This window comes from Haloflavibacter putidus, from assembly GCF_006546625.1.
GTDB lineage: Bacteria > Bacteroidota > Bacteroidia > Flavobacteriales > Flavobacteriaceae > Mesonia > Mesonia putida.
This window is the reverse complement of record NZ_VIAR01000005.1, coordinates 87,330-99,486: the sequence shown is the minus strand read 5'-3', so window position 1 is coordinate 99,486 and position 12,157 is coordinate 87,330. Positions and strand designations below refer to the sequence as shown.

Sequence of the window (12,157 nt, the reverse complement as noted above, 5' to 3'; positions counted from 1 at the left end):
CTATGAATAATTTACCTAAAATTGCTTTACCTGCTATTTTTGCAGGTATTATAATCATAATAATAATTTTTAAATCTACGGTCACTATTGGTTCCGGAGAAGCAGGAGTTTTATACAAAACTTTTGGCGGCGGAGTAGTTACAGATCAACCTCCAATGAATGAAGGTTTTCATTTTGTTGCACCTTGGAACGACGTTTTTGTTTATGAAGTAAGACAGCAAACCATAGACGACAGAATGCAAGTTTTAAGCTCCAACGGTTTAGAAATAAAATTAGACGCTTCTACCTGGTTTCAACCTACTTATGCCAGCTTAGGAAAATTACACCGAGAAAAAGGAGAAAAGTATATTCAAAGATTACTTAAACCAGCTGTACTTTCTGCGGCAAGAGCGGTAGTGGGGCGTTATAGTCCGGAGCAGTTATATGCCAGTAAACGAGAAGCAATTCAGCAAGAAATGTTAGAAGAAACACAAGATTTGCTTGACAGTCAATATGTGCAAGTAAACGAAATTTTGGTACGTGATATTTCTTTACCGCCAACCATTAAAGATGCAATAGAGCGTAAGTTAAAACAAGAACAAGAGTCTTTAGAGTACGAATTTAGACTTACAAAAGCGCAAAAGGAAGCAGAAAGACAAAGAATTGAAGCAGAAGGGAAAGCGCGTGCAAACACGATTTTAAGCAAATCGTTAACCGATAAAGTTTTGCAGGAAAAAGGTATTCAGGCTACCATAGAACTTTCTAAATCTAACAACGCCAAAACAGTAATTATTGGTACCGGAAAAGAGGGTATGCCAATTATCTTAGGAAATCAATAGCATAAAAAAATCACAAAAAAGTTGTAAGATTTATTTCCTTACTCTAGTTTTGTATTTATTATGAGAAAAAACTTTGTACATCATCATCATTCTTCTTGCACTCGAGCGAGCAGGCGATGATATGTGGTACAAAAACCTAATATAAAACCTAAACCCGTTTGAGTAATTCAAGCGGGTTTTTTTATGGATTCTTGCCGGGTTACTCAAACACAATTTTAAAATCAGATGACAAAAAGATTAAAAATTGCTGTACAAAAATCCGGTCGGTTGCACGAAGATTCTTTGCAAATTTTGCAAGATGCCGGTATTGTTTTAGAAAAATCTAAAGATCAATTAAAAGCTACCGCAAAAAATTTCCCATTAGATATTTTATACCTCCGTAACGGCGATATACCACAATATGTAAACGATGGCGTGGTAGATGTGGGTATTTTTGGTGAAAACCTATTGGTAGAAAAACGATTAAATTTACCAATTTTATTACAATTGGGGTTTTCTAAATGTAGTTTATGTGTTGCTATTCCTAAAGAGCAAAACTTTACGGAATTAAAAGATCTAAACACCAAAAAAATTGCTACTTCTTACCCCAATACCGTGCAAGATTTTCTAAAAAAAGAAAACCTCACAGCAGACTTACACACCATTAGCGGCTCTGTAGAAATCGCGCCAAATATAGGGTTGGCAGATGCAGTGGTAGATATTGTTTCTAGCGGAAATACGTTATTTAAAAACAATTTAAAACCGGTTTATACCATACTTAAAAGCGAAGCCGTTTTAGTGGCTTCCCCAAGTATTCCATCTATACTTCAAGCAACGCTTAACCAATTGGTTTTTAGAATAGAATCGGTTTTAAATGCGCGTAACTACAAATACATTTTGCTAAATGCACCCAATAAAAATATAGATCAAATAGTTGCGCTTTTACCCGGTATGAAAAGTCCAACTTTGCTGCCTTTAGCGCAAGAAGGTTGGAGTTCTTTACATTCTGTAATTGCAGAAGAAGATTTCTGGAACGTAATAAACGATTTAAAAAAAGCCGGTGCAGAAGGCATATTGGTAAGTTCAATAGAAAAAATGGTACGCTAAATGAAAATTTATAATAATCCTAATACAGAGAGCTTTACGGAATTAACTCAACGTCCCGAACAAGCGTTAAGCAATTTAATGCCCTTAGTTTCTACTATTTTTGACGAAGTAAAAGCCAAAGGAGACAAAGCTGTAGCAAAATATACAGAACTTTTTGATGGGGTACGTTTAAATAGCAATTCGGTTAATGCGCAAAACATTCAAGAGAGCGATAAAAACCTCAGCAAAGAATTAAAAGAAGCTATTAACCTTGCTTATAAAAACATTAAAAAATTTCACCAAGCGCAAAAAACAGAAACGGTAAAAGTAGAAACGATGCCCGGGGTGGTTTGTTGGCAAGAAAAAAAACCAATAGAAAAAGTCGGTTTATACGTTCCAGGTGGTAGCGCAGCTTTATTTAGCAGTGTTCTAATGTTGGGTATTCCCGCGCAGATTGCCGGCTGCCAAGAAATTGTTTTGGTTAGTCCGCCAACTAAAAAAGGAAAGTTAGCTCCGGAAATTGCTTATGCTGCCAAACTTTGTGGAATTACCAAAATTTACAAAGTAGGCGGAATTCAAGCTATTGCAGCTTTAACTTTTGGTACGCAAAGTATTCCTAAAGTATATAAAATTCTTGGGCCTGGTAATCAATATGTTACGGCTGCCAAGCAACTTGCAACCAACCATAAAGTTGCTATAGATATGCCCGCGGGACCGTCAGAATTATTGGTGGTAGCAGACAAAATTGCTAATCCGGCTTTTGTTGCAGCAGATTTACTCTCGCAAGCAGAGCACGGCGAAGATAGTCAGGTGGTTTTGGTAAGCACTTCTAAACGTCTTTTAAAGCAAGTAGAAACAAGCATGAAAAAGCAATTAGAAAAACTATCTAGAAAAGATATTGCTTCTAAGGCTTTAGAAAATGCAATTGGTATTTACTTTAAAACCCCACAACAAGCTTTAGATTTTATTAATAACTACGCGCCGGAGCATCTGAGTATTCAAAGTAATGACGAGTCGTTTTATCTAAAAGGTTTGCAAAATGCCGGCTCTGTTTTTATAGGGTCTTTAACTCCGGAAAGTGCCGGAGATTATGCGTCGGGTACCAACCATACTTTACCTACAAACGCTTTTGCAAAACAATATAGCGGCGTTAATTTAGATAGTTTTTTAAAAAGTATCACCTATCAAAAAATAAGCGAAACCGGTTTACAAAACATTGGTAAAAGCGTAGAAATTTTGGCGGAAGCAGAAGGTTTACAAGCGCATAAAAATGCCGTAAGCCTACGTTTAGAATCTCTTAAAAACAACCAAGATGCAGAGAAATAATTCTTTTAACTTAGAGAAATTGGTGCGTAAAAACGTTCAAGAAATGATGGCTTATAGTTCTGCGCGAGACGAATTTTCGACTGCCAAAAAGGATACTGTGTTTTTAGACGCTAACGAGAATCCTTTTCCTAGCAATTTTAATCGGTATCCAGATCCGCAGCAATATAAATTAAAGCAAATGCTGGCAAAACAAAAAGGAGTAAATCCAAGCCAAATACTCTTGGGAAACGGCAGCGACGAAATTTTAGATTTATTGTTTAGGGCATTTTGCGAGCCAAATTGCGACAACGTTATTTCCTTAGAACCTACTTACGGAATGTACGCGGTTTTGGCACAATTAAACGCTATAGAAAATAGAAAAATAACCTTAAAGAAGGATTTTCAGCCGGATTTACAAAGTGTTTTACAGGCGACAGATAACAAGACAAAAATTATATTTTTATGTTCGCCCAATAACCCAACGGGAAATTTAATTTCCGTAAAGTTTATAGAAAATCTGCTACAGGAATTTTCTGGTTTTGTGGTTGTAGATGAAGCTTATATTCATTTTAGCGAGCAAGATTCTTGGCTTAGCCGTTTGGCTCATTTTCCCAACTTGATAGCGGTGCAAACTTTTTCTAAAGCCTACGGTTTGGCGGGCATTCGTTTAGGTGTTCTTTACGCTTCCGCGGAAGCGATTGCGCTGTTACACAAAATAAAACCACCGTATAACATTACTAGTTTTACGCAACAAAAAGCTTTGCAGGCGCTAGAAAATTTAGAGGTAGTAGAAGAACAAATTGCTTTGCTAAAAAGCGAAAAAAACAGACTCGCCAAAGCTTTGTCAAAAATTAAAATGGTAGAGCAAGTTTATGCATCTGATGCCAATTTTATTTTGATAAAAGTAGATGATGCTACAAAACGTTACCAGTAATTAATTGAAGCAGGAATCGTGGTAAGAAACAGAACGAACCAGGTTTTATTACAAAATTGTTTGCGAATAAGCGTAGGCTTACCAAAAGAGAACGAAAAACTGATTAGCAGTTTAAAAAAATTAGAATTATGAAAAAAGTATTGTTTATAGATCGCGATGGCACTTTGGTACAAGAACCTAAAGATTACCAATTAGATGCTTTCGATAAATTGGTTTTCTATCCGGAAATGCTATACAACTTGGCTAAAATAGCTAAAGAATTAGATTTTGAATTGGTAATGATAACCAACCAAGATGGCTTAGGAACTTCTGCATTTCCTGAAAAAGATTTTTGGCCGGTGCAAAATTTTATTTTAGCTACTTTAAAAGGAGAAGGTATTGATTTTTCGGAAGTTCTTATTGATAAAACCTTTGCAAAAGATAATGCAGAAACCCGTAAACCCAAGACGGGAATGCTTAGCAAATACAAAAACAAAAATGCTTACGACCTAGAAAACTCCTTTGTAATAGGAGATCGCTTAACCGATATGGAGTTGGCCAAAAACTTGGGTTGCAAAGGTATTTTAATTGGTAATCATAAAGAGTTAGCTCTAAATGAAATTACTGTTTCAGAAAAAGAATTAGAGGCTTTTATTGCATTAGAAACCACTAATTGGGAAACTATTTATGGCTTTTTAAAATTAGAAGATCGGCAAGTAAGTTTGTCTCGCGATACCCAAGAAACACAAATTTCTATTCAATTAAACCTAGACGGAACAGGAAAAAGTAAAATTACCACGGGAATTGCCTTTTTTAATCATATGTTAGATCAATTGGCACGCCACGGCCAAATGGATTTGAATATTGAGGTAAAAGGCGATTTAGAAGTAGATGAGCACCATACTATAGAAGATACAGGCATTGCGCTGGGCGAAGTTTTTGCTGAAGCTTTAGGGAACAAAATAGGAATAGAACGCTACGGTTTTTTATTGCCAATGGACGATAGTTTGGCGCAGGTTGCGATAGATTTTGGCGGTAGGTCTTGGCTAATGTGGGAAGCCGATTTTAAACGCGAAATAATAGGCAAAATGCCCACAGAAATGTTTAAACACTTTTTTAAATCCTTTTGCGATGGCGCTAAAGCAAATTTAAATATTAAAGCCAGCGGAGAAAACGAGCACCATAAAATAGAAAGTATTTTTAAAGCCTTTGCCAAAGCCATAAAAGCAGCGGTAAAACGCGATCCCAACAAAATGATTTTACCAACCACCAAAGGACTTTTATAAAATGAAAATAGTTATTATAGATTATGGTGCCGGCAATATACAAAGCATTCAATATGCTTTAAATAGAATGGGCTTTAAGGCCGTTTTAAGCAAAGATCCAGAAGAGATTCGGCAGGCAGATCGGGTTATTTTTCCGGGAGTTGGCGAAGCATCTTCGGCAATGCAAAAATTAAAAGAAACAGCTCTAGACCAACTTATTCCGCAACTTACCCAGCCGGTTTTGGGCATTTGTTTAGGAATGCAACTTATGGGAAAGTATACCCAAGAAGGCGATACCAAGGGGTTGGGTATTTTTGATGTTGCTTTTAAAGCATTTCCGCCACAATTAAAATCGCCGCAAATTGGTTGGAATACAATTTTTAATTTACAATCGGCTTTGTTTCAAAACATTCCGGAAAATGCATTTACCTACCTCGTTCATAGTTTTTACGCGCCCGTAAATCCGCAAAGTATTGCGCAAACCAATTATGGTAAAAACTATGCAACCGCTTTTAAAAATAAAAACTTTTACGGCGTACAATTTCACCCGGAAAAAAGCGGAAAAGTTGGAGAGCAAATTTTGTCTAATTTCTTAAATCTAAAAATACAATGAGAATAATACCAGCTATAGATATAATAGACGGCAAATGCGTACGTCTAACAAAAGGCGATTATAAAACACAGAAAACATACAACGAAAATCCGGTAGAAGTTGCCAAGCAATTTGAGGGTTCTGGCATTACCTATTTACACGTAGTAGATTTGGATGGCGCTAAAAGCGGAAAAATAATTAATTATAAAACCTTAGAAGCTTTGACGTCTCAAACCAATTTAAAAATAGATTTTGGTGGCGGAATTAAAACAGAAAAAGATTCAAAAATTGCTTTTGAAAGTGGCGTAAATCAAATTACCTGCGGCAGCATGGCGGTTAAAAATCCTGACTTATTTAAAAGTTTACTGAAAATGTACGGGAAAGATAAAATTATTTTGGGTGCAGATATTAAAGAAAATAAAATTGCCATAGATGCCTGGAAAAACACTGCAGAAGTAGATTTTATTTCTTTTATAAAAACCTATTTAGAAGAAGGTTTGTCGTATGTAGTTTGCACAGATGTAAGTAAAGACGGTATGTTGCAAGGTCCTTCGCTTGGTTTGTATCAACAAATTCTTTCACAATTTAAAAGCATTAAGCTTGTTGCCAGTGGCGGAATAAGCAATTTAAAAGATCTGGATAAGTTGAAAGCTTTGGGCTGCAATGCTGCAATTTTAGGCAAAGCCATTTATGAGAATAAAATTAGTTTGCCGCAATTAGAACAATACATTTTAAAGCAATAAGTATGTTAACAAAAAGAATAATACCTTGTTTAGATATTAAGGGAGGAAGAACGGTAAAAGGCGTTAATTTTGTAGGCTTGCGAGACGCCGGAGATCCGGTAGATTTGGCTGCTTTTTATGCCGCAGAAGGCGCCGATGAATTGGTGTTTTTAGATATTTCTGCCACGCAGGAAAAAAGAAAAACCTTGGTAGATTTGGTGCATAAAATTGCGCAAAAAATAAATATTCCGTTTACCGTAGGCGGCGGCGTTAGCAGCTTAGAAGACGCAAGTAGGTTACTAAATGCGGGAGCAGATCGGGTGGCGATAAATTCGGCGGCGGTTTATAATCCGGATCTTATCAATAAATTGGCCAAAAAATTTGGTAGGCAATGTATTGTGGTTGCAATAGATGCTAAAATTATGCAAGATAAAAGCTGGAAAGTGCACGTTATGGGCGGTAAAAAAGCTACCACAATAGATTTGTTTAGTTGGGCAAAAGAAGTAGAGCAGCGCGGAGCAGGAGAAATTCTTTTTACTTCTATGAACCACGATGGCACCAAAAATGGTTTTGCCAACCAGGCTTTACAAAAAATGAACAACTTGGTAAATATTCCTATTATCGCTTCTGGTGGCGCGGGTAAGCCAAAAGATTTTTTAGAAGCCTTTACGGAAGGAAAAGCAGATGCAGCTTTAGCAGCAAGCGTTTTTCACTTTAAGGAAATTGAATTGCCCACGCTAAAACAATATTTAGAAGCTAACGGAATACAAGTAAGAATATAAAAACAAACTTATGAAAATAGATTTCAATAAAAATAATGATGGTTTGGTACCCGCAATTATTCAAGACGCAGAAACCCAAAAAGTACTTATGTTAGGCTATATGAACAAAGAAGCTTTCGCGGAAACCAAACGCCGAAAAAAACTTGTTTTTTACAGTAGGTCAAAAAAACGTTTATGGATGAAAGGCGAGGAAAGCGGAAATACTTTAGAATTACAATCCGTCAAGGTAGATTGCGATGCAGACACCTTGCTTTTTCAAGTAAAACCCAACGGACCGGTTTGCCACAAAAACACAGACACCTGTTGGAGCGAAGAAAATAAACAAGCCTTAGGTTTTGTGGGTGCTTTAGAAGAAACAATTCAGCAAAGAAAAAATACGCTTCCCAAAGACAGTTATGTTGCTTCCTTGTTTAAATCTGGAATCAATGCCGTAGCACAAAAAGTAGGAGAGGAGGCCGTAGAAATGATTATTGAAGCTAAAGATGATAAGCAAGAATTGTTTCTAAATGAAAGTGCCGATTTGTTTTTTCATTATCTCTTGCTTTTACACGCAAAGGGAAATAATTTTAATGATGTGCTGGAAATCCTACAAGAAAGACATAAGTCTTAAGTTTATTTGCTAAGTCTACAACATAAAAAACCGTAGCTTTGTAGCTAAAACAGCCCTATTATGCAACAAATTCCTGCTTCTGCTTTAGAATTTTTAAAGCAATTAAAAAAGAACAACAACAGAGAGTGGTTTGATGAACATAAAAGTAGGTTTAAAGAAGAAGAACAACAAATGAAGCTGTTTTACAAAACGGTAGAAAGCTTGTTGTTACAGCACGATAGTATAATAAAAACCAAAGCTTATCGTATTTATAGAGACGTGCGCTTTTCTAAAGACAAAACGCCTTATAAAAAGCATTTTGCTGCTAGCTTTACGCGGAAAAAACCCGAGTTGCGCGGCGGATATTACCTGCACATTCAACCGGGAAATAAAAGTTTTTTGGGTGTTGGTTTCTGGAATCCGGAAAAAGACGACCTGTATAGAATCCGTAAAGAAATAGAAATAGACGCTACTGAAATGCGAGCTATTTTGAACGGTAAAAATTTACAAAAACACTGGGGAGAAATAGAAGGGAAACGCCTAAAAACGAGTCCGCGTGGTTTTGATAAAAATCATCCCGATATAGATTTAATTAATTTAAAGCAATATATATTTACGCATACATTTACAGATAAAGAAGTCTTAACCCCTGATTTTGCAGAAACGGTAAACCAACATTTTAAAGCCATAAAACCTTTTTTTGATTATATGAGCGAAATTTTGACTACCAATTTAAACGGAGAATCTCTGATAGATTAATTTTTGAGTTATAATGCAACGTAAACGTTTTTATTATTTAATAGAATTACAATATTTAGGATTTAGGTACCACGGTTGGCAAAAACAACCCGATGTAAATACCGTAGAACGTATGCTAGATCGTACGTTAGCTTATGTTCTAAAAGATAGAAAATTTAAAGTAATTGCGGCTGGAAGAACAGACGCGAAAGTTTCTGTAAATCAAACTTTTGTAGAGTTGTTTTTAGAAAAAGAGCCTATAGATACCCAAGCGTTTTTTGAAGAGCTAAATTATAATCTTCCGCCAGATATCAGAGCGCTTTCCGTAAAGGAAACCAACAAAGATTTTAATATAATTCAAAGTCCGAAGTCTAAAGAATACTGTTATTTTTTTGCTTACGGAAAAAAGATACACCCGTTTGCAGCTCCTTTTATGGCTTATATTAGAGAAGATTTAAACATTGAAATTATGCAAAGAGCCGCAAAGCTGTTTGTAGGAGAACACGATTTTAAAGCCTATGCATTCAGACGAACACCAAATACAATAACCACCGGGAAAATAGAAGCTTGCGAATTGATAAAAAACAGTATGTATCAAGCAAATTTTTTTCCCGAAACATCCTATGTTTTAAAAATTAAAGGGGCTGGTTTTAAACGCCATCAAATTAGATTGATGATGGGTATTTTGATAGACTTAGGCCGTGGCGATATTGATTTAGATTTTGTAGAACAAACCTTAAACCCAAAAGAAGACATTCGCTTAGAACATATTGCGCCGGCTTCGGGCTTAGTTTTACAAAATGTAACTTTAGAAAATTAGAGTACTTGTAGACTTCTATTAAAATTTTGTTATATTAAAAGTATAAAATTGCTACTGCTTAAATTTTATCTATTTTTAGCTTAAAATTTTAGTTTGAAAGCATCTAATATAGCCAAATACAGCAGTTTATTTTTTACCATAGGTTTACTTCTTATTTTAACGATTTTATATTTTGTTTTGCCAGAATTTCAATCTTCTGTAAAAGAATTATGGGACGCATTATTGACCGGAGAACAAGAACGCATCTCTGAGGTAGTTAAAGGTTTTGGCGCTTGGGGAGTTGTAGCACTTATTTTACTGATGGTTTTTCAGATGTTTCTCGTTATTTTTCCCTCTTGGCTACCAATGATTATTGCCGCCTTGGTGTATGGGTTTTTTCCTTCTATTTTAATTTCTTCGGCAGGGGTTTTTCTTGCTTCTACCATAGGATATTCTATTGGGCACGGAATAAGCGAAAGTGCTTTAGAGCGCTTTATAAAAGAGAAAACATTTAAAAAATTAAAATTCTGGGTTTCTAATTACGGTTTTTGGAGCGTGGTTTTGTTTCGGGTTTCGCCATTTTTATCTAACGATGCCATTAGTATTTTGGCGGGTGGTTTGCAAATGCGTTATTTAAAATTTATTACTGCTACTATGTTGGGAATTATTCCCTTGGCAACCGGAGTAGCCTATTTTGCCCACGATATAGACCAATTAAAATCCGGACTTTATTGGATTGGTGGCGCGGGAATTCTTATTTATGCCGCCTTTGTCTATATAGATTACCGTAAACGGAAAAAGAAGGGATAGTTGATGAGTTGATGAGTTGATGAGTCAATTAGTTGACTGGTAAACTGGTAAATTAGTTAATGAGTGAATTGGTTGATTGGTAAACTGATAAATCGGTAAATTCGTGAATGAGTGAATTGCTGAATTGATAAACTGGCAAACTGTTTTTAAATTTCTTAAAAAGATAAAATCCGTAAAAAGAAATGCTTAGGGCTTACAGCTTAAAGCGTAAAACCTAAATCATAACCATTTTTTTCGTTTAAAATACCACAGCAAACCAAAGAAAACTAATAACATAAGGCCCCACACATAAAAGTAACCGTATTTTAGTTGTAACTCCGGCATATAATCGAAATTCATTCCGTAAATACCGGCAATAAAGGTAAGCGGAATAAAAATACTGGCCATAATGGTTAAGACCTTCATTACTTCATTCATTTTATTGGAAATTGTACTCATATACATATCCATTAATCCCCACGTCATTTCCCTGTAAATATCTATATTTTCTGCTACTTGGATGGCGTGATCGTGTAAATCTCTAATGTAACTTTTTGTGCGTTTTTCTATCAACTTATGGTTTTCGTTTTCTAGATGCACAATAACTTCCTTAATGGGAAAAGTAGCCTTTCGTATACGTATAATTTCTCGTTTTGCTTTTTGAATGTCTTGAGCAATATTCTCTTGAGATTGTTCTAAAAAAAGAAGATCTTCTAATTTTTCTACCCGTTCTGCAATATGTTCTACAACTTCAAAATAATTGTCTACAATAGCATCGAGTAGGGCATAGGCCAAATAATCGCTTTTAAAAGTACGCAGCCTTCCGGTCTTATTTTTTAAACGCTCCCGGATACCATCAAAAACTTCACTTTCAGATTCTTGAAAACTAAGAACAAAATTATGTCCAAACGCAAGGCTAATATGCTCTTTTACCAAGCTGTTTCCGTTGTCGTAATAAAGCATTTTTACAGAAATAAAAACATAGTCGTCATAAACCTCAATTTTTGGTCGTTGGCGTGTATTTACTACATCTTCTAACAAAAGTGGGTGTAAACCAAAATGCTTACCTAAGATTTCAATATCGTTGGTATGGGTTAATCCTACAAAATCTATCCAAGTAGTATGAGGCGTGTTTCTATAATCTAAAACCTCTTCGGTAGCGGTAAATTTTTGAAATTCGAGCATATCTTTATTATACTCAAAAACTTCTATTGCTTTTTCTTGGGTAGACTTTTCGCCCACATAAACCATTTTGCCGGGAATCTGGTTTACAGACGGATTTTTAAATTTGCGCCGTTTTTTCTTTTTTCTAATTTTCTTTATCATCCTTTATTCTTCTGTTATAGGAGCGTTTAAAACTTGCAAGCTATCTTTTAACTTGGTATTAATAATACCTAAAATACGCTTGTTTAAAACCGAATCTTTCTCTAAATATACCAAGAGTTCTTTGGTAGTAAAAACGCCAATTACAATACCTAAAAGTCTGTTTTTTAATTTGTTGTCTTTCTGTAAAGCGTTGTCTATATAGGCTAATTGCTTGTTGCTAGAAAGACTGTAAAATACATTTTTATGACTACGAATATAGTTTTTAAAAAAATATAGAATAATATCATTTTGCAATTTTATAATAGGTCGTAAAGTAGTGTTTTGAAAATATTCGTTTTCAGAAATATTCTCTTTTACCTTTACGGAAGTAATATGGGGACGTAGATTAGTAATATCTGTATCACGTTGTATCATTTCTTATGTTATCTAGATTTAGAAAGCTAAAAATCGCCTT

General features: G+C 35.3%; 13 protein-coding genes and 1 pseudogene. 12 read left to right on the top strand and 2 right to left on the bottom strand.

Features of this window, described 5'->3' with window-relative positions; all coding sequences use genetic code 11:
• Nucleotides 1–2: 2 nt before the first annotated feature.
• The 12 genes and pseudogenes from FKR84_RS06590 (at nt 3) to FKR84_RS06535 (ending at nt 10,398) form a co-directional block, all read left to right on the top strand.
• Nucleotides 3–818: a prohibitin family protein gene (locus tag FKR84_RS06590; protein ID WP_141421506.1), complete on the top strand. Its 816-nt coding sequence runs from the start codon at nt 3–5 to the stop codon at nt 816–818.
• A 225-nt stretch (nt 819–1,043) separates the two neighbouring features.
• Complete coding sequence (gene hisG / locus FKR84_RS06585) at nt 1,044–1,904, top strand: ATP phosphoribosyltransferase (RefSeq protein ID WP_141421505.1); 861 nt, start codon at nt 1,044–1,046, stop codon at nt 1,902–1,904.
• Nucleotides 1,905–3,209, top strand: coding sequence for a histidinol dehydrogenase (gene hisD / locus FKR84_RS06580; RefSeq protein ID WP_141421504.1), 1,305 nt, complete (start codon nt 1,905–1,907; stop codon nt 3,207–3,209).
• Nucleotides 3,196–4,254, top strand: a pseudogene (hisC, locus tag FKR84_RS06575) (histidinol-phosphate transaminase). The gene hisD and the pseudogene hisC overlap by 14 nt, the downstream one beginning before the upstream one ends.
• Nucleotides 4,251–5,387 carry a bifunctional histidinol-phosphatase/imidazoleglycerol-phosphate dehydratase HisB gene (gene hisB, locus FKR84_RS06570; RefSeq protein WP_141421503.1) on the top strand — a complete coding sequence of 379 codons (1,137 nt, stop codon included), beginning with the start codon at nt 4,251–4,253 and terminating at the stop codon, nt 5,385–5,387. Before hisC ends, hisB begins: the two are co-directional and overlap by 4 nt.
• Before the next feature lies 1 nt (nt 5,388).
• Nucleotides 5,389–5,979, top strand: coding sequence for an imidazole glycerol phosphate synthase subunit HisH (hisH, locus tag FKR84_RS06565; RefSeq protein ID WP_141421502.1), 591 nt, complete (start codon nt 5,389–5,391; stop codon nt 5,977–5,979).
• Nucleotides 5,976–6,701, top strand: coding sequence for a 1-(5-phosphoribosyl)-5-[(5-phosphoribosylamino)methylideneamino]imidazole-4-carboxamide isomerase (hisA, locus tag FKR84_RS06560; protein WP_141421501.1), 726 nt, complete (start codon nt 5,976–5,978; stop codon nt 6,699–6,701). The genes hisH and hisA overlap by 4 nt, the downstream gene beginning before the upstream one ends.
• 2 nt (nt 6,702–6,703) lie before the next feature.
• A complete protein-coding gene (gene hisF / locus FKR84_RS06555) occupies nt 6,704–7,462 on the top strand; it encodes an imidazole glycerol phosphate synthase subunit HisF (protein WP_141421500.1) in 759 nt (252 codons plus the stop codon).
• A gap of 10 nt (nt 7,463–7,472) precedes the next feature.
• The gene (gene hisIE / locus FKR84_RS06550) at nt 7,473–8,072 is read left to right on the top strand and encodes a bifunctional phosphoribosyl-AMP cyclohydrolase/phosphoribosyl-ATP diphosphatase HisIE (RefSeq protein WP_141421499.1); all 600 of its coding nucleotides are present in this window, start codon (nt 7,473–7,475) and stop codon (nt 8,070–8,072) included.
• 60 nt (nt 8,073–8,132) lie between these two features.
• Nucleotides 8,133–8,810: a DUF2461 domain-containing protein gene (locus FKR84_RS06545; protein ID WP_141421498.1), complete on the top strand. Its 678-nt coding sequence runs from the start codon at nt 8,133–8,135 to the stop codon at nt 8,808–8,810.
• Between the two features lie 13 nt (nt 8,811–8,823).
• A complete protein-coding gene (truA, locus tag FKR84_RS06540; protein WP_141421497.1) occupies nt 8,824–9,609 on the top strand; it encodes a tRNA pseudouridine(38-40) synthase TruA in 786 nt (261 codons plus the stop codon).
• A 93-nt stretch (nt 9,610–9,702) separates the two neighbouring features.
• Nucleotides 9,703–10,398: a TVP38/TMEM64 family protein gene (locus tag FKR84_RS06535; RefSeq protein WP_141421496.1), complete on the top strand. Its 696-nt coding sequence runs from the start codon at nt 9,703–9,705 to the stop codon at nt 10,396–10,398.
• 219 nt (nt 10,399–10,617) lie between these two features.
• Here FKR84_RS06535 and corA read toward each other — a convergent pair whose 3' ends face one another.
• Entirely contained in the window at nt 10,618–11,703 is a 1,086-nt protein-coding gene (gene corA, locus FKR84_RS06530; protein ID WP_141421495.1) for a magnesium/cobalt transporter CorA, read from the bottom strand.
• 3 nt (nt 11,704–11,706) lie between these two features.
• Nucleotides 11,707–12,117 carry a glyoxalase gene (locus tag FKR84_RS06525; RefSeq protein WP_141421494.1) on the bottom strand — a complete coding sequence of 137 codons (411 nt, stop codon included), beginning with the start codon at nt 12,115–12,117 and terminating at the stop codon, nt 11,707–11,709.
• Nucleotides 12,118–12,157 lie beyond the last annotated feature (40 nt).